At 41.1% G+C, this 17,198-nt stretch carries 17 protein-coding genes; 7 read left to right on the top strand and 10 right to left on the bottom strand.

Annotation, left to right across the window (positions count from 1 at the left end):
- The first annotated feature begins 55 nt into the window (after positions 1–55).
- A complete protein-coding gene (locus tag AAFF35_RS01935; RefSeq protein ID WP_342330632.1) occupies positions 56–631 on the top strand; it encodes a redoxin domain-containing protein in 576 nt (191 codons plus the stop codon).
- A gap of 20 nt (positions 632–651) precedes the next feature.
- Positions 652–1,968 carry a cytochrome c gene (locus AAFF35_RS01940; protein WP_342330633.1) on the top strand — a complete coding sequence of 439 codons (1,317 nt, stop codon included), beginning with the start codon at positions 652–654 and terminating at the stop codon, positions 1,966–1,968.
- A 3-nt stretch (positions 1,969–1,971) separates the two neighbouring features.
- On the opposite strand, the gene AAFF35_RS01945 is transcribed toward AAFF35_RS01940, so the two are convergent.
- From AAFF35_RS01945 to AAFF35_RS01980, 8 genes are all read right to left on the bottom strand, one after another.
- A complete protein-coding gene (locus AAFF35_RS01945; protein WP_342330634.1) occupies positions 1,972–3,054 on the bottom strand; it encodes an Ldh family oxidoreductase in 1,083 nt (360 codons plus the stop codon).
- On the bottom strand, positions 3,054–4,646 hold the full coding sequence (gene bshC, locus AAFF35_RS01950) for a bacillithiol biosynthesis cysteine-adding enzyme BshC (RefSeq protein WP_342330635.1): 1,593 nt from the start codon (positions 4,644–4,646) through the stop codon (positions 3,054–3,056). Before bshC ends, AAFF35_RS01945 begins: the two co-directional genes overlap by 1 nt.
- Before the next feature lie 46 nt (positions 4,647–4,692).
- Positions 4,693–6,027: a 30S ribosomal protein S12 methylthiotransferase RimO gene (gene rimO, locus AAFF35_RS01955; protein WP_342330636.1), complete on the bottom strand. Its 1,335-nt coding sequence runs from the start codon at positions 6,025–6,027 to the stop codon at positions 4,693–4,695.
- Between the two features lie 38 nt (positions 6,028–6,065).
- Entirely contained in the window at positions 6,066–7,028 is a 963-nt protein-coding gene (gene ftsY, locus AAFF35_RS01960) for a signal recognition particle-docking protein FtsY (protein ID WP_124587522.1), read from the bottom strand.
- Positions 7,029–7,100: 72 nt separating this feature from the next.
- Entirely contained in the window at positions 7,101–7,259 is a 159-nt protein-coding gene (locus AAFF35_RS01965; RefSeq protein WP_073229713.1) for a DUF4295 domain-containing protein, read from the bottom strand.
- A gap of 38 nt (positions 7,260–7,297) precedes the next feature.
- On the bottom strand, positions 7,298–7,480 hold the full coding sequence (gene rpmG / locus AAFF35_RS01970) for a 50S ribosomal protein L33 (RefSeq protein ID WP_008242799.1): 183 nt from the start codon (positions 7,478–7,480) through the stop codon (positions 7,298–7,300).
- 40 nt (positions 7,481–7,520) lie between these two features.
- A complete protein-coding gene (gene rpmB / locus AAFF35_RS01975) occupies positions 7,521–7,754 on the bottom strand; it encodes a 50S ribosomal protein L28 (protein ID WP_039866682.1) in 234 nt (77 codons plus the stop codon).
- 187 nt (positions 7,755–7,941) lie between these two features.
- Positions 7,942–8,379: a hypothetical protein gene (locus tag AAFF35_RS01980; protein ID WP_342330637.1), complete on the bottom strand. Its 438-nt coding sequence runs from the start codon at positions 8,377–8,379 to the stop codon at positions 7,942–7,944.
- 151 nt (positions 8,380–8,530) lie between these two features.
- Between AAFF35_RS01980 and acs the strand changes: the two genes are divergently transcribed.
- Positions 8,531–10,423: an acetate--CoA ligase gene (gene acs, locus AAFF35_RS01985; RefSeq protein ID WP_342330638.1), complete on the top strand. Its 1,893-nt coding sequence runs from the start codon at positions 8,531–8,533 to the stop codon at positions 10,421–10,423.
- A 149-nt stretch (positions 10,424–10,572) separates the two neighbouring features.
- Here acs and AAFF35_RS01990 read toward each other — a convergent pair whose 3' ends face one another.
- Positions 10,573–11,262, bottom strand: coding sequence for a hypothetical protein (locus tag AAFF35_RS01990; RefSeq protein ID WP_342330639.1), 690 nt, complete (start codon positions 11,260–11,262; stop codon positions 10,573–10,575).
- Positions 11,263–11,415: 153 nt separating this feature from the next.
- On the opposite strand from AAFF35_RS01990, the gene AAFF35_RS01995 reads away from it, so the two are divergent.
- Complete coding sequence (locus AAFF35_RS01995) at positions 11,416–11,601, top strand: CsbD family protein (RefSeq protein WP_069378916.1); 186 nt, start codon at positions 11,416–11,418, stop codon at positions 11,599–11,601.
- 102 nt (positions 11,602–11,703) lie between these two features.
- Here AAFF35_RS01995 and AAFF35_RS02000 read toward each other — a convergent pair whose 3' ends face one another.
- On the bottom strand, positions 11,704–14,637 hold the full coding sequence (locus tag AAFF35_RS02000) for an insulinase family protein (RefSeq protein ID WP_342330640.1): 2,934 nt from the start codon (positions 14,635–14,637) through the stop codon (positions 11,704–11,706).
- Between the two features lie 81 nt (positions 14,638–14,718).
- On the opposite strand from AAFF35_RS02000, the gene surE reads away from it, so the two are divergent.
- The 3 genes from surE to lpxB are packed head-to-tail and all read left to right on the top strand — an operon-like array spanning position 14,719 to position 16,867.
- Positions 14,719–15,507 carry a 5'/3'-nucleotidase SurE gene (gene surE / locus AAFF35_RS02005; RefSeq protein WP_342330641.1) on the top strand — a complete coding sequence of 263 codons (789 nt, stop codon included), beginning with the start codon at positions 14,719–14,721 and terminating at the stop codon, positions 15,505–15,507.
- The gene (locus AAFF35_RS02010; RefSeq protein WP_342330642.1) at positions 15,491–15,757 is read left to right on the top strand and encodes a stationary phase survival protein SurE; all 267 of its coding nucleotides are present in this window, start codon (positions 15,491–15,493) and stop codon (positions 15,755–15,757) included. Before surE ends, AAFF35_RS02010 begins: the two co-directional genes overlap by 17 nt.
- Before the next feature lie 3 nt (positions 15,758–15,760).
- A complete protein-coding gene (lpxB, locus tag AAFF35_RS02015) occupies positions 15,761–16,867 on the top strand; it encodes a lipid-A-disaccharide synthase (RefSeq protein ID WP_342330643.1) in 1,107 nt (368 codons plus the stop codon).
- The last annotated feature ends 331 nt before the right edge of the window (positions 16,868–17,198 follow it).

A 17,198-nucleotide genomic window follows, 5' to 3' on the forward strand; every position in this document is an offset into this window, starting at 1 on the left:
ATTATATTAAGGGTGCCCATTGTGGCACCCTTATTTATTAAAGAGCTATACGGACATGAAATCATATTACTTAAACCTGCTGCTCCTGCTACTCTTATCGGTCTCCGTAAAAGGGCAGTTAAAAACTGTTTCCTGGAAAAAAATAAACAGCATCACCTTGCAAAATGATCACGGGAAAAATGAAACGATACCTCCGACAAAACTAACTGTGCTGGTGTTTTTATCTCCGGAATGTCCGCTTTGCCGAAACTATATCCAGGTGCTCAATGCCCTTCAAAAAAAATACGCAGAGGTACGGGTCTGCGGAATATTCCCCGGCACTGCCTATACTGCAAAGCAGATCAATGATTTTCAAAAGGAATATAAGGTCAGCTTTAACCTGCTTATCGACAGAAAAAAAGAACTGACGCATTATTTAAAAGCCACGACAACACCCGAAAGTATCCTCATCTCTAAACAGGGTGCCATCCCCTATAGAGGACTGATCGACAACTGGGCAAGCGGCCTGGGGCAAAAAAGAAAGATCACTACCGAGAAATTTCTTGAAAATGCCATCGAAGATGTTTTAAACCAAAGAATCCCCACCACCTCACAAACCAAGCCCATAGGCTGTTTGATAAACGACATATAATTCCTACATTTCTTATAGCTATGAGAACCCTGATTTTTACTTTTCTTTCCTTCTTTTTTTGCAATCAAATCGTCGCTCAAAAAATCACCTTTTCGACGCATATTGCCCCTATTATTCAGCAAAAATGCGCGCCCTGTCACAGACCTGGAGAAGCCGCACCTTTTTCCTTGCTAACCTATCAGGATGTGGCTAAAAGAGGAACCTTTATTAAGGACGTCGTACAGTCTGGCTATATGCCACCCTGGAAACCAGACAACAATTACAGAACATTCCATAATGACCGCTCTCTGAGTAAAGCAGAAAAGGAATTGATTGTAAAGTGGGTAGACAGTAAAATGCCCGAAGGATCTGCAAAAAAAACAGCGAAAGAAACCTCAGCAACGGCTTTTATTAGTGGGACACAATACCATAGAAAGCCAGATACAGTACTGAAAGTAACTAAACCGTTTTTTATTAAGGGCGATAATGAAGAAAGATTCCTGGTCTTTAAAATCCCTTTTGACCTGGCTAAGGATCAAAATGTAGAGGCAGTGGAGTTTGTTTCGAGTAATAAAAAAGTAATCCACCATGCAAACTTTGCCGTTCATCCTGTGGAAAACGATGTGGACATTCTTCAGGGAGCAGATTATGTTGACCTCAGTGGATCAGACCGGAGCCAATACGATCAATACCTGCCTTTCAAAAAGAAAATGGATTATTATGGAGGCTGGATTCCCGGAACTTCATTTGAGTCCTATCCTAAAGATTTTGGCTGGATAATGCCCAAACGTGGTGTGATCTTACTAACCATTCACTATGCCCCTACAGGTAAAGATGAAGAGGAAATGTCTGGCATCAACTTTTTCTTCACCAAATCCCCGGTTAAAAGAAAGGTCGATGTGATTAGCCTGGGTTCAGCAGGAGTTGGAGAAAGCTCCATTGAGCCTTATTTTATGATTCCTGCGGATACGACGAAAGCCTTTAACCTTAAAATTGTAACGCCTCAGGATCAATCTCTGTTATACGTATGGCCACACATGCATTTGCTGGGTAAGACTTTTAAAGCGTATGCGGTAACCCCGCAGGGCGATACCATTAAATTGGTTTCTATTCCTTCATGGGATTTCAAATGGCAGGAAATTTACAGGTATAAAAAACTGATAAAGATTCCAAAAGGATCAATTTTAACTATCGAAGCACTTTACGACAATACCAAAGAGAATCCCAACAATCCCAATCACCCTCCAAAAATGGTGTTTTCTGCCAACGACATGAAAACAACAGATGAGATGATGACCATGCTGATGGTCTTTCTTAAATATGAAGAAGGGGATGAAAATCTCGAATTGGACAAGTAAGAATTAAAGTCCTTCAATCCCAAGCTTTACAGCAAGTTCATTCAGGTCATTCACTACGACATCGATCAAAGGAATGCCCTGAATTTTCCGTTCCTGTTCAAAAGCATATTCCGGCTCACCTGGAATGATCACCTTTTTATCCGGATCAACCGTCTTAGCAGACTTAAACCGCTCAATCCAGTTGTCCAGGTGTTGCTTGAAATCATCCGCCGGACGGAAACCATCTATCCGCATGGCACCAAAGAAATGGCCGATACCTTCCCCAACAGGATTTGCCGAAGGTTCCAGAAAGGCAACAAACGGTGGTACCCAGGGTCCATAATTGGCACCGGATAGCACTGCTGATAAAATGTCAACTGTCGCACTCAAACCATAACCCTTATGACTTCCATGGTCTTTATCACTACCTAAGGGTAGGAGGGAACCTCCATCTTTTAACTGATGTGCACTCGTTGAAGAATTTCCATCTTTATCCTGTACCCAACCCTCAGGAATAGGTTGGTTTGCCCTTTGGGCGATTTCCAGTTTCCCATTTGCTGCCGCTGCGGTTGCCATATCTACCACTAGTGGAGGATACTTCCCTGCAGGAAAAGCATAACACATCGGATTGGTTCCCAACAACCTTTCATTGGCATAAGTAGGGGCTACAAGCGGACTTGCATTGGTCATGCTGATCCCGATCATGTCCTGCTCTACCGCCATTAAGGCATGATACCCGGCAATCCCAAAATGATTGGAATTTTTAACGGCCACCCATCCGCTTCCATAAATTTTTGCCTTTTCAATCGCTACCTTCATTGCAAAGGGAGCAACTACTAAACCTAGTCCTGCATCTCCGTCTACGGTAGCGGTAGTAGCTGTCTCATGGACTATCCTGACCTCTGGTATCGCATTGATCCGTTCTTTTTCCCATAACCTCACATAGCCACTCAGACGGGCTACCCCATGGGAATCTATTCCCCTCAGGTCAGATTTTAACAAGACATCTGCAGCCAGTCGTGCATCAGTAACAGGGCATCCCATTTTCAGGAATACACTTTCTGTAAACTGACGTAGTTTTTGTTCGGTAAAAGTGTGAAAAATCATTATGATGTAGCAAAGAGAACCGTAAACTGATGGTCCAGTGGTTTAAAATTAAGAATCAGCGAATTGATAAAGTCATCTCCATACTGTACATACATAGGAGCAATGTTCAATACACGTTCCTGTAAAACTCCGGTAGGGAATAACTTTTCTTTTAAATTGTCAATCTGTGTGAGTGAAGTATCATGCTTGCGCTTTTCTGCCCTCAGCATTTTTTTCTCCAGATTGGCGATGAGCTTTAAGGCTCTTGTTTTAGCCGCATCGGCGGATTGAGACAGCGTCTTGTCAATTTTATAAGCATTGAGCTTGATCTGATCAAAAACGGCGCTGATGGCACGCTGTTCATCGTCCAGCGACAACTGTAAAGTGACATGGGCTTTTATCCAGTCATTCTTCAGCGTCAAAGGATCTTTAAACAGATTGGTATGGTTAATTCCCAGAATTTGCATCCTTGTCTGACTGCGTTTATCAATCACCAGGGCCGAATTACGAAGCAGCAATACCGGAAAATCTATTTGATAATAATCGAAATTGGCTTTCAATTGTAACCAATAAGTGAGTTCGGCACCACCTCCGATATACGCAAGGTTGGGAAGGATGATTTCCTGATATACCGGACGCATCACTACATTCGGACTAAACCGCTCTGGAAAATCAAGGATCTCCTGTCGCAGCTCCGCTTCCGTAAAACGGATGTCCGTATTCATCACCTTATAAACCTGGTCTTCTTCAGTGATCCTTTCGCGAAGCTGATCGGTCATATAAAAGAAATTGATTTCTCTGGGATTGACCTGTGTTTTATATCCTCTTTCTTCCAGTAAAGCATTGCTGGAAGAAATATGCTTAAAGCTGTGTTGCCCGATAATATCGGCTTCAATAACAGACGCAAATTGCTTTTTAAGCTCATGTTCGTCTGCATCTACGCAAACCAATCCGTACTTTCCAAATAAAGCATCCACCAGCTCGCGTGTTGCATCAGAAAGTTTTTCATGATGAGTATAAGCATGATCTACAATTTCAGAAAGCTGTAAGCCATTTTCAGTAATGCCGAGATAACCTTTATAAGCGATCAACACTTCCGTGATGTCCTTTGTGCTCAATCTTCCGGTAGCACCTGCTGCCTTCTTATTCCAGGTCAGCATTCTGTCTTCGATCTTCACATGATTGATTTCTTCAAAATCATGATCTTCGGTCGCCATCCAGTACACGGGCACAAAATTATAATCCGGAAATTTCTCCTTCAGCTCCTTTGCAAGATTGATGGCAGTAACGATCTTATAAATAAAATAAAGGGGTCCGGTAAATATATTGAGCTGATGACCGGTCGTAATGGTAAAAGTCCGGTCATCAGCCAGAAGGTTAATGTTTTGTGCTACTAAAGCCGAGGGCTCAATAGTTGAATATTGCTTTTGGAGAACCTGGGTCAATGTAGACCTGTTTCCTTTAAAGTTACGGTTGGCGATGGCCTTTGCAAAGCCTTCAAAATCCGGTGTATACTTATAAAAAGCACTTAACTGATCCTTCCCACTGATGTAATCCAATACAGCGGAGGAGAAGGCATTTGTTTCCTGGTAAGAGATGTATTTGGCCTGCATTGCCACGAATTTAAGTTAATAAACCAGAACTCCTTACATCCCGCTTTTATTTTACAATTTGTCCATATAGATCGAAGTCTTCGGCCCTGTCAATCTTCACATTAACAAAGCTTCCATTGGCGGCATAACCCGTTGCAGCATCAATTAAAACCTCATTATCAACCTCCGGAGAGTCAAATTCTGTACGTCCGATAAAGAAATCCCCTTCTTTTCTATCGACCAGAACTTTATAGGTATTTCCTACTTTTTCCTGATTGATGTCAAATGAAATTCCTTGTTGTAATTCCATGATCGCATCCACACGTTCTTGTTTCACTTCATCCGGTACATCATCTACCAGATTATGAGCATGTGTTTTTTCTTCATGAGAATAAGTGAAACATCCCAACCTGTCGAATCTTGTTTCTTCTACCCAGCTCAGCATTTCTTCAAAATCCTGTTCCGTTTCACCAGGATATCCACAAATTAAAGTGGTACGCATGGCGATATTAGGTACTTTATCCCTGATCTGGTTCACAATGTCTATCGTTTTCTGTTTCGTGATCCCACGACGCATCGACTTTAACATGTTATCTGTGATGTGCTGTAAAGGCATATCCAGATATTTACAGATGTTCTCACGTTCGTTCATCGCATCCAGGATCTCCATAGGGAAGCCGGAAGGGTAGGCATATTGTAACCTGATCCATTCAATTCCCGGAACATCAGAAAGACGTCTTAACAATTCATCAAGGTTACGTTTTCCATAAATATCCAAACCGTAATAGGTCAGGTCCTGAGCGATAAGGATCAATTCTTTTGTTCCGTTAGCTGCGAGGATCTTTGCTTCGTTCACCAACTCCTGCATGTCGCGGGAAACGTGTTTTCCACGCATTAACGGAATGGCACAGAAAGAACAAGGGCGGTTACAGCCTTCTGCGATTTTGAAATACGCGAAATGAGAAGGAGTGGTCAATAACCTTTCCCCGATCAGTTCGTGTTTATAATTCGCACCTAAGGAATGTAAGATGTTATTTAAATCGTTGGTACCAAAGAAAGCATCTACATTGGTAATCTCTGCTTCCAGCTCTGGTTTGTACCTTTCAGACAAACAGCCGGTCACGATTACTTTTCCTATTTTTCCAGCCTCTTTAAGTTCGCTGTATTGCAGGATCGTATCGATAGATTCCTGTTTGGCATTGTCAATAAAACCGCAGGTATTGATGACTACAATATCATCCTTACCCATTTTATCAGACTCATGAACCACATCCATGCTATTGCCGCGAAGCTGACCCATTAAAACTTCTGAATCGTATAGGTTCTTGGAACAACCCAAAGTAATTACATTGATTTTAGGTTTTTTAACAGGGATAATCTTAGATGTGGTTTTTGTATTCATGTGTGTTTTTTATCTTGAAGCGGATCTTTAAATAATGTTTAATTAAATAAACTGTCCACAAAAGCTTTTTTGTCAAATAATTGCAGGTCGTTTACGCTTTCGCCAACGCCTATGTATTTTACCGGAATTTTAAACTGATCAGAAATTCCGATCACCACACCGCCTTTGGCAGTGCCATCCAGTTTGGTAATGGCCAATGCATTTACATCGGTCGCCTCTGTAAATTGTTTGCATTGTTCAAAGGCATTTTGCCCGGTTGAACCATCTAGTACCAATAATATTTCATGTGGTGCATTAGGGATTACCTTTTCCATCACATTTTTGATCTTGCCCAATTCATTCATCAGACCGATCTTATTGTGCAGACGTCCGGCAGTATCGATAATCACGACATCCTCGCCATTGGCTACCGCAGACTGTAAAGTATCGAAAGCTACAGAAGCCGGGTCTGAACCCATGGCCTGTGCAACCACACGTACCCCAACACGCTCACCCCAGAGTTTAATCTGTTCTACAGCGGCCGCTCTGAACGTATCTGCTGCACCTAAAACTACCTTCAGGTTTTCTGCCTTCAGCTTATGCGCCAGCTTTCCGATCGTCGTCGTTTTACCAACACCGTTTACGCCAACCACCATAATTACATATGGCTTATGTTGTCCGTATTCAAATTTACGGAAATCATTGCTGTTGTTTTCGGAAAGCATCAATTGAATCTCATCGCGCAAAAGGCGGTGCAATTCTGATGTTGATAAATACTTGTCCTTAGCTACACGGCTCTGAATCCGGTCGATAATTTTTAAGGTAGTACTTACTCCAACATCGGAAGTAACCAAAACTTCTTCCAGATTATCGAGTACATCATCATCCACAGTCGACTTACCGGCAACTGCTTTGGTGATCTTACTCAAAAAGCCCTCTTTAGTTTTCTCTAATCCCTTGTCTAGAGCTTCCTGCGCTTCCGGAGCGGTTTCCTTTTTCTTGAAAAAATCGAATAAACCCATACGAATGTATAACTAAACAAAAAAAGCCCTCCCATTTAAAAGGGACGGCTTTAATATAATTAAATATTAAAATTATTTTTTAGATGCAGAAATAGCATCTTGAACGTGATCGTTGTGAACAATAACTTCTTTGAAAGAATAAGCACCTTTTGGTGATTTAGTCATTGTAATAACTTTTGAATATTCTTTTCCTTTTCCCGTTTTAAGGGTTGCAACTACCTTTTTTGCCATGATCTAAATAGATTGTATTTAGTTAAATACTAAATGTATTACTTAATTTCTTTATGTACAGTTACCTTTTTCAAAACTGGATTGAATTTTTTCAATTCTAATCTCTCAGTAGTGTTTTTACGGTTTTTAGTAGAGATATATCTAGACATACCAGGCATGCCACTAGTTTTATGCTCCGTACACTCTAAAATAACTTGTACTCTGTTACCTTTTTTTGCCATTTTATTAATCTTAAGGTCGATTCACATCAACCATTGTTATTTACAAATATCCTTTTTTCATGAAGCGATTAATCGCCTCAGTAATACCAATTTTATTAATGGTTTTGATAGCTGAAGTAGAAACTTTCAGTGTTATCCAACGATCCTCATCAGGAATATAAAATTTCTGAAGTTGTAAGTTGGGATAAAACTTACGCTTAGTTTTAACGTTTGAGTGAGAAACATTAAAACCTGTCATTGCCATTTTTCCGGTTAAATCACAAACTCTAGACATGCCTTTAAATATAGTGTGTTAATTGTTCTTTCTTAATTTTTTAAGAGTGTGCAAATATCAATAAAATATTTGTAATCATCAAGTAGGTATCTAAAATATTTTCAATTTATTTACAGCACGTTGCGAACTGTAGCTTAGATTCCTGTTGAGGACGCTCCCGGGGCGCAATATACAACATTTAAACGGATTAAACGACCACTGCCTCTTCCAAATCACCTAAAAGATTCTCAAATTGCAGCACATAACGCCTCGCTTCGTTAATATAATGCACCAGTTCCGGCCTTTCTTCCTGGCTCAATTGCTGTAGCCAGACCTGTTTATGTGTTTGTAAATGATACAACGTAGCCGTTACCCCATAAGCCTTATGCGGCGTTTTCAGCTGCGGATGTAAGACCTCATGTAACTCCAGCTCCGAAATCCCCGGCAGGGAAATGGCCTTCATCATCGAAACAATAGTAATGGGAAGGAGCAGCTCGTAAATCTCCTTGAGTAAAGAGCGGAGGTGTTGATGCTGAGCCTTATGGGTATCCAGGTTCCATTTTAAAGAATCTGTACGGTAATGCTGGTTGGCCAGCTCAGCACGCCTTAGCGTTTCGGAAATCTGGTCGAATAGTTGTTTACTCATAAGTCGGTGTTTGAGGTTAAACAATAGACAATCCAGGAGTGCATTTGGTTTAAAAAGAAATTCAGGAAAGCACCCAAAACCTGTCATTAAAATTTTGTTAGCTTTTTAATAAAGGTATATTTGAGTTTTAGTTATTGACCTAAACCAAATCATGCAAATTAATTCTTTTGAAGAGTATCAGGAAACGTATAAACTGAGCGTTGAGCAGCCCGAACAATTCTGGGCTGGTATAGCAGACAAATTTTTGTGGAGAAAGAAATGGGACAAAGTATTGTCCTGGAATTTCTCCGAACCGAACATTAAATGGTTTGAAGGGGCAAAGTTAAACATTACCGAGAACTGCCTTGATCGTCACCTTGCAGAAAATGGAGATAAACCGGCTATTATCTGGGAGCCTAATGATCCTCAGAAGGATAGCATCACTTTAAGCTATAAAATTTTACATGAACAGGTATGCCGGTTTGCCAATGTGCTAAAGAAAAACGGCGTTAGAAAAGGAGATCGGGTATGTATATATATGCCTATGGTTCCGGAACTTGCTGTAGCTGTATTGGCTTGCGCAAGGATTGGCGCCGTCCACTCCGTTGTTTTCGGTGGATTTTCCGCCAAATCTATTGCCGACAGGATCAATGATGCCGAATGTAAGGTCGTCATCACTGCCGATGGTGCCTTCAGAGGAAATAAACAAATTCAATTGAAAGAAGTGATTGACGACGCCCTGATCGGATGCCCGACAGTGGAGCGTGTAATCGTCCTGACCCATACCCGTACACCGGTATCCATGCTTAAAGGCCGTGATATCTGGTGGGAGGATGAAATAAAATTAGTAGATACCAACTGTCCGGCAGAAGAGATGGATGCCGAAGATCTGTTGTTTATATTATATACTTCCGGTTCTACCGGCAAACCTAAAGGTGTAGTACATACCATTGGTGGTTATATGGTCTATGCAGGATATACCTTTTCTAACGTATTTAACTACCAGAAAGACGAAGTGTTTTTCTGCACGGCTGATATCGGCTGGATCACCGGACATTCTTATATCGTATACGGTCCGCTTTCTCAGGGCGCAACAACCCTGATGTTCGAAGGAATTCCAACTTATCCGGATGCTTCCAGAATGTGGCAGGTGGTAGAGAAACATAAAGTAAACATCTTATATACTGCACCAACGGCCATCCGCTCTTTAATGAGCTTCGGAGAAGAGCCTTTAAATGGCATAGACATGAGTTCCCTTCGCGTACTGGGCTCTGTTGGTGAACCGATCAATGAAGAAGCATGGCATTGGTTCGATGAAAACATCGGAAAAAGTAAATGTCCGATTGTAGATACCTGGTGGCAAACGGAAACGGGTGGAATCATGATTTCCCCGATCGCTTTTGTAACGCCTACCAAGCCTAGTTATGCGACTTTACCATTGCCCGGTATTCAACCGATCCTGGTCGATGAAAACGGAAATGAGATTGAAGGAAATGGCGTAAACGGAAACCTTTGTATTAAGTTTCCATGGCCGGGAATGATCCGTACAACTTATGGAGACCATGAACGTTGTAAACAAACCTATTTCTCTACTTACGAAAACCTTTACTTTACCGGTGATGGTTGTTTGAGAGATGAGGATGGTTATTACAGAATCACCGGTAGGGTAGATGATGTGATCAATGTATCCGGACACCGGATTGGTACTGCTGAAGTGGAAAATGCCATTAACATGCACGCCGGAGTGGTGGAAAGCGCAGTGGTCGGTTTCCCTCATGAAGTAAAAGGCCAGGGTATCTATGCATTTGTCATCTTCCCGAACCACCATGAGGATGCAGAACTTACCCGCAAAGATATCCTGCAAACGGTAACCCGTGTAATCGGTGCCATCGCTAAACCGGATAAAATTCTTTTTGTTACGGGATTGCCTAAAACACGTTCCGGTAAAATTATGAGACGTATTTTAAGAAAAATTGCAGAAGGAGATACTTCAAATCTTGGAGACATCACTACTTTATTAGATCCCGCTGTAGTAGAAGAAATCATCGAGAAATCTCAGAAATAAGTTTTTTTCGTAGTTCAGAAAGAAACCCTTAATGCGAAATGCCCCTAATAAACAGACTTATTAGGGGCATTTCAATATTCAAAAAGAACAGGGGCCTCTTTTATGGATTAGGCCCGTTTTTTTGGGATTAATCAGGATATTCAGGTTTTTTACTGCGTAGAAGAGACGCTGAAATTAACCTTGTCAGGATTCTTGTTGAACTGCCCCTGGTACCAGTCCTTTAATAGCTGTGTCTTAAATTTCTCATTGCTGTTTACCCCTCTGACCAATGCTTTTGCAGAAGCAGTCCCGTCTATGCCATTTCTCGCTTCATAAAGTACATAATCAACCAGGGTATGGTCATAAGGCTTTGGCCCCTTAAAAGCGAGCATGGTTCCATCTTTTCCAACAATAAAGGGAACCATAGTGGATTCTTTTAGTGCAGAAAGGAATTTTTTGGATGCTTCGTCATGAACGAGAAAATAATTGTTTTGACCACTGGTTTTTTGATCATCAGCAGTCCAGGCTGCCTGATCTGTCCCGATAAAGAAATCGGCAAACACGACATCAGGGTACTTTTCAAAACGTTTCTTTAAAGCGGTATAATCCTTATCCTTTTCTCCAGGAGGGCGATTTGACGGACTGGTCCATACATAGAAATAGACCGTCTTACCTTCGTATAAACTGGCAAAAGTATGTTTCTTTCCTTGCTGATCCATTAGCTGAAAAGAAGAAACGTTCATGTCGGTATGGTCATTGTATCCTTTCACTACTGCTTTGACCAGACCCTTGACCATCATGGTGCAGGAACTTTGAGACAAGGAAAGTAAAATAAGGGAGGCGTAAAATAGTTTTTTCATATCAGTTCTATTGGTTTTTATGGGTTGAAAATCGGAATGTCCCCTATATACCAGATGAACAAAACAGGCCAAAGGTTACATGAAATCAAACAAATATTTTCAAAACCTGTTATTATGGTATCTATTTATTGTTAAACATTAAAAAAACGGATCATGGATAAGTTAGAATTAAAAGGAAAATGGAATGAGATCAAGGGTAAAGTAAAACAAGCTTATGCGGATCTTACCGATGATGATTTGAAATATGAAGAGGGGAAAGATGAGGAGTTGTATGGAAAGTTACAACAGAAAACCGGGAAGACCCGTGATGAACTGGTCACCTGGATCAAATCATTGTAATAATGGAATAAAAAAGCCCCCAATAAGTATCTAACTTTTTGGGGGTTTTTCAAGCAAGGGCTTTTTCGTTAAAGGTCATCACCAGACCTCTGAAATCAGTTTTTAATAACCAAATATCTGTTCTAGGGTCAATTTGTTCACTGTTCCAAATTTCTGCATGTCCTCTGATTTTACATTTTTCTCGGAAGCAACAATACAATAATTGTAGGGCTTATTGGCCACATTATTGGTATGGAAAGCTTTGATATCTGTAAAGGTTAAAGGCTTCAGCTCCTTGTATTCATCAATTCTTGAATCATGATCCAATCCTAGTTTTTTATTGGCAAAGTAGCTGGCAATGATGTCATCTTTGGTGATTCTGTCGGTTTCAATCGCATTCATTGCATTGTACTTAGAGGCTTCGAATGATTTTGCAGATTCAGGAAGATCATTTAACAATTCATTCATTCCTTTTACGGCATCGTTCATTTTATCAGCCTGACTACCTACGTAAGCTACCATTGCATATTGTTTATCTGCTCTGTCTGGTGCGGAATAAACGGCAAAAGTAGAGTATGCCAATGCTTTGGATTCTCTGATGGTCTGGAAAACGATAGAACCCATACCGCCGCCAAAATAGCTATTGAAAAGGTTTACTTTACCCGCAAGGTCTGCTTCATATTTGCCGGCATTTCTTACCCATCTGATTTCCGACTGCACCATATCATAATCGGCAAAATAAACCTGGTTTGTTGCGTTGTTGGTATAAACAAACTTTTTTACCGGAGGCTCAGGTGTGAACGTAGCCGGAAGTTTATGCAGCTTGCTGATGTTTGCGGTAAATTCAGGCAAGCTTTGCGGACCATAATACGTAATCGTATGCTCGTAGTTATTCACATTGTGAAGAATGGCCAGTAAATCTGCTGAAGTGATGTTGTTCACCTCATTATTGGTCAGGGTATAGTTCGAAGGATTACTGGCGCCATATTGTGCATAGCTCATTAATCCATTCAGAATCATCGCTTTATTTAACTTATTGTTTTCTCTGGACTTCAGAATTCTGCTTTTCAGTCCTGCTAAAGCGGTTTCGTTAGGCTTACAGTTCGCTAAGATGTGCTCTACCAGCGTCACCGCCTTATCGAAATTTTCCTGCAATCCGCTGATATTGATGGTAGCCACCTCGTTACTTACCGTGAAGGTATAGTTACAGGCAATGTTGTAAAACTCCTTGCTGATCTCTTCTGCAGTATATTTATCTGTAGCCAGGAATGCAAGGTATTGCGCTGCATAAGGCATGAGTTTGTTGTTCCATGCGCCCATTTCAAAGCGGTAAGACAAACGGAAAATAGGGTTTTCTTTATTTTGCACTTCAATTACATCAGCGATTCCTGCTTTGCCGAAAGAAAGATCTTTCTGGTAATCCAGGAATTTGGGTGCAATCTCTGAGGAAGGCATTTCCAATAGGTTTTTTGCAAAAGGGGAAGTTTCCGTCGCATTGGTCTTTACCGGGGTGATGGTTGGTTTCTCCACTTTCGCAATGCTCTTGTCTTCTCCTTTATGCTTGTAAGTAACCACATAATTGTCTTTGAAGAATTGATTGGCGAAGTCTGTTACCTGCTTTTTAGTCAGCTTTGCCATCGCATCCTGACCGCTTAGAGATTTGTCCCATTTATTGGCACGGTTCAGGATAAATTCATTCGTTACCGCCTCTACACGGAAGCCATTGTTATCAAAAGATTGCAATAAGCTTAACTTTTGATTGGCCACAGTAGCTTTAATCAGACTTTCATCAAATTCTCCTTTTTTAAGGATATTGAGCTGGTCTAACAGCAATTGTTTCGCCTGTTCTAAAGTCTGTCCTTGTTTAGGCTGGGCATTTAAAGTAAAGACCCCATAATCTTTCATTTGCTGATAACCTGCACCTGCACGAAGCACTTTTTGCTGTTTGTTCAGGTTGATGTCGATTAAACCAGCTTTACCATTGGCAAGGATGCTGGAGATCAGGTCCAATAGTAAACTTTGGCTGCTGTTCTCCGCGTATCCCCTGTAAGATAATCTGACACTTTCCGCACTTGGACCATAGATGTCCAGTTTCTGAATTTTTGTCAAAGGTTTTTCCGGAGCAGGGTTATAAAGTACAACCGGTTTATTCTGCATGAAAGAAAAAGACTGGTCTACTTTCTTAATCATTTCATCCGGATTAAAATCTCCCGCCATGGCCAATGCCATATTGTTCGGAACATAGTATTTATTGTAATATTTTCTGATTTCTACCAGTGAAGGATTTTTAAGGTGCTCTACGGTACCGATCGTGGTCTGTTGACCATAATTATGAGTAGGGAAAAGCAGCTCTGCTGTTTTTTCTTCTACTTTCCAGGCATCCTCATCCAGTCCGCGGTTCTTTTCTTCATAAACAGCTTCTAATTCTGTATGGAAAATACGGAAAATTGGGTTGCGGAAACGTTCTGCCTGCAAAGCCAGAAACTTATCTGTTGCATTGGAAGGGAAATCTTCATTGTAAACGGTTTCTTCATACCAGGTATGGGCATTGGTAGATTGACCACCAATCGCTTTCATCATTTTATCGTACTCGTTGGCGATAGAATAATTCGAAGCTTCACCGGAAGTTTTGTCAATCTGCGCATAGATGGCTTTACGTTTAGCAGGATCAGTCGTTTTGTTATACTGCTCATAAAGGCCGTCAATTTTATCCAACAAAGGTTTTTCCTTTGCAAAATCTAAAGTTCCGAACTTATCGGTTCCTTTAAAAAGAAGGTGTTCCAGATAATGTGCCAGTCCTGTTGCAGTACGGGGATCTGTATTACTACCCGCTCTGACACTCATGCGGTATTCAATCTTTGGTTCTTTTGTGTTTGCGGATAAAATAACCGTCAATCCATTTTTTAAGGTGTAAAAACGAGATTGAGTAGGGTCATTGGTTACATATTTATACGTATACCCGCCCGAACTGGCCGTTTTCCATTGGAACCCGGATTGAGCCATCATGCTCGTTCCTGCAATCAAAAAGCAGGCGAACAGTAATAATTTCTTCTTCATGTTTAATAAGTTATAATTCAAATATACTTGGAATGTGCATTATTCCTGAACATTCTCTCGAAATCTTGTATTTTTACAGACATGATGAAGCAAAAGTCTAAACCTAATATTTTAGTGGTAAATGATGATGGAATCACTGCACCGGGAATTAAAAACCTGATTGATGTGATGAAAGAGCTGGGCAACGTGGTTGTTGTTGCTCCTGATGGCCCGCAATCCGGAATGGGGCATGCCATTACCATCGGAAAACCATTGCGTTTTGATCACGTTGATCTTTACGAAGGCGTAGAAATGTACAAATGCTCCGGCACTCCGGTAGATTGTGTAAAGCTGGCAGTAAATAAAATTTTTAAAGGCAAAAAGCCTGATTTATGTGTCTCCGGAATTAACCATGGCCTGAACAATTCGATCAATGTGATCTATTCAGGAACGATGTCTGCTGCGGTGGAAGGAGCGATTGAAGGAATTCCTTCTATCGGTTTCTCTCTGGATGATTTTTCTGAAGGTGCAGACTTTAGCCATTGCAAAAAATTCATTAAATCTATTTCTGAAGAGGTGCTGAAACATGGTTTGCCACAGGCGACGCTATTGAATGTCAACTTTCCAAGAGGAGCAGAGCTGAAAGGGATCAAAATATGCAGACAGGCAAATGCAAAATGGGCAGAAGAATTTGATGAACGTAAAGATCCATATCAACGCCCGTACTACTGGTTAACAGGCGTATTCCAGAACAATGATAAAGGAGAGGATACGGATGTCTGGGCTTTGGAAAATGGCTTTGTATCCGTTGTTCCGGTACAGTTTGACCTGACTGCACACCATGCCATCCCTATTTTAAACTCCTGGACATTTGATGTTAAAAAAGATTAAAGATTCGGTATTTATAGGTCTGGGGATCGGAATTATGGTCCCCGGAATTCTGGGCAGCATCGTCTGGTTTCTCATGCACCGTTACCCTTTCCTTGCGAAAGCAGATCTGCTGCTGATTGCCTGTATTGCGGTAAATGCAGGATTACTCCATTATTTCTTTAAATTGAATAAAGAAAACCTTGGAAGAGGCATTATCAGTGCCACATTCATATGGGCTTTTGTGTTCTTTTTCTATAAAATTAACCAATAAATTATGAAATACTACCTAGTAGCGGGAGAGGCTTCCGGAGATCTGCACGGCGCTAATTTAATGAAGGCCATTAAAGCGGAAGACGAGTCTGCTGATTTTCGTTACTATGGTGGAGACAAGATGCAGGCAGAAGGCGGGGAATTGAAAAAGCATTACTCAGAAATGGCCTTTATGGGCTTTACCGAAGTATTGCTCAACATTCGTACGATCTTCAAGAACATGAAGGCATGTAAAGCGGATGTCCTTGCTTACCATCCTGATGTATTGATCCTGATTGATTTTCCTGGTTTTAACCTTAAAATTGCAGAATTTGCGAAAGCAAATGGCCTTAAAGTATGTTATTATATTTCTCCCAAAGTATGGGCCTGGAATCAGAAAAGAGTGCTTAAAATAAAAAGAATTGTGGACAAGCTATTCTGCATTCTGCCTTTCGAAGTAGACTTTTACAAGACCTGGGGAATGGAGGTCGATTATGTGGGAAATCCATTATTGGATGAGATCGCACAATTTGTTCCTGATCTGGATTTTCGCAGCAAATACCAGCTTGATAAAGACATCATCGCGCTCTTGCCGGGAAGCAGGAAACAGGAGATCGAACGCCTGCTGCCGGATATGTTAAGCGTCACCGCGGATTTCCCTGAACAGCAATTTGTAGTGGCAGCAGCGCCAAGCTTCGAGGAAGCCTATTACCGGCAGTTTATCAACGCTGCAAACGTGACCCTTGTTTTCGGACAAACTTATCAGCTGCTCCATGTCGCAAAAGCCGCTGTGGTGGCCTCAGGTACGGCGACTCTGGAAACTGCGCTGTTTCATGTGCCGCAGGTTGTGGTCTATAGGGGAGGAGCAATCTCTGTTGCAATCGCCAGAATGCTGGTCAAGATTCGTTTTATTTCCCTTGTGAACCTGATCATGGATAGGAAAGTCGTTACAGAACTTATTCAGGAGGATTGTAATACTTTACAGATCAGTACGAACCTGAAAAATCTGCTGGAAGGTGCCGAACGCGGGCAAATGCTACAGGATTATGCCGAATTATCCGGTAAAATGGGAACCGCAGGTGCCTCAGAAAGAACAGCGAAGCTCATCATGCGCTTCCTCAAAGGGCTTTAAATCCACCAAAACCCTGAATTACATTTAGTTTCAGATATTGTTTGAAATTTAGGATTTATTCTTTAATATTGGTTTAGTAAAACGTATTAGTTCGAGCCTGATGCTTTACCGAAATTATTAGCTAACCTAAATATAACCAAATATGAATGTCTTTACTATTTCTAATAGAATACCCTTAGCGAAATTATAAAACGTATTAGCCTTTAGTTTTCAGCAATTTATAGCCTTTTATCTTCAAAGGAGTGCCGACGTATGGGCAATCCAATTCAACCGGCATTTCTGGAATTAATCGCATACCTGACTCCAAACTCTTTTTTTGGAGGAATTGATA

Source organism: Pedobacter sp. FW305-3-2-15-E-R2A2 (assembly GCF_038446955.1).
GTDB lineage: Bacteria > Bacteroidota > Bacteroidia > Sphingobacteriales > Sphingobacteriaceae > Pedobacter.

Excerpts from the sequence above, each read along its gene's own strand:
- AAFF35_RS01965 (WP_073229713.1), bottom strand. The coding sequence starts at position 7,259 with ATGGCAAAAAAGGTAGTTGCAACCCTTAAAACGGGAAAAGGAAAAGAA.
- AAFF35_RS02000 (WP_342330640.1), bottom strand. The coding sequence starts at position 14,637 with ATGAAGAAGAAATTATTACTGTTCGCCTGCTTTTTGATTGCAGGAACG.
- rpmB (WP_039866682.1), bottom strand. The coding sequence starts at position 7,754 with ATGTCTAGAGTTTGTGATTTAACCGGAAAAATGGCAATGACAGGTTTT.
- rimO (WP_342330636.1), bottom strand. The coding sequence starts at position 6,027 with ATGAATACAAAAACCACATCTAAGATTATCCCTGTTAAAAAACCTAAA.
- bshC (WP_342330635.1), bottom strand. The coding sequence starts at position 4,646 with ATGCAGGCCAAATACATCTCTTACCAGGAAACAAATGCCTTCTCCTCC.
- AAFF35_RS01945 (WP_342330634.1), bottom strand. The coding sequence starts at position 3,054 with ATGATTTTTCACACTTTTACCGAACAAAAACTACGTCAGTTTACAGAA.
- AAFF35_RS02010 (WP_342330642.1), top strand. The coding sequence starts at position 15,491 with ATGTTAAAAAAGATTAAAGATTCGGTATTTATAGGTCTGGGGATCGGA.
- AAFF35_RS01990 (WP_342330639.1), bottom strand. The coding sequence starts at position 11,262 with ATGAAAAAACTATTTTACGCCTCCCTTATTTTACTTTCCTTGTCTCAA.
- surE (WP_342330641.1), top strand. The coding sequence starts at position 14,719 with ATGATGAAGCAAAAGTCTAAACCTAATATTTTAGTGGTAAATGATGAT.
- AAFF35_RS01995 (WP_069378916.1), top strand. The coding sequence starts at position 11,416 with ATGGATAAGTTAGAATTAAAAGGAAAATGGAATGAGATCAAGGGTAAA.
- ftsY (WP_124587522.1), bottom strand. The coding sequence starts at position 7,028 with ATGGGTTTATTCGATTTTTTCAAGAAAAAGGAAACCGCTCCGGAAGCG.
- AAFF35_RS01940 (WP_342330633.1), top strand. The coding sequence starts at position 652 with ATGAGAACCCTGATTTTTACTTTTCTTTCCTTCTTTTTTTGCAATCAA.
- AAFF35_RS01935 (WP_342330632.1), top strand. The coding sequence starts at position 56 with ATGAAATCATATTACTTAAACCTGCTGCTCCTGCTACTCTTATCGGTC.
- lpxB (WP_342330643.1), top strand. The coding sequence starts at position 15,761 with ATGAAATACTACCTAGTAGCGGGAGAGGCTTCCGGAGATCTGCACGGC.
- rpmG (WP_008242799.1), bottom strand. The coding sequence starts at position 7,480 with ATGGCAAAAAAAGGTAACAGAGTACAAGTTATTTTAGAGTGTACGGAG.
- acs (WP_342330638.1), top strand. The coding sequence starts at position 8,531 with ATGCAAATTAATTCTTTTGAAGAGTATCAGGAAACGTATAAACTGAGC.
- AAFF35_RS01980 (WP_342330637.1), bottom strand. The coding sequence starts at position 8,379 with ATGAGTAAACAACTATTCGACCAGATTTCCGAAACGCTAAGGCGTGCT.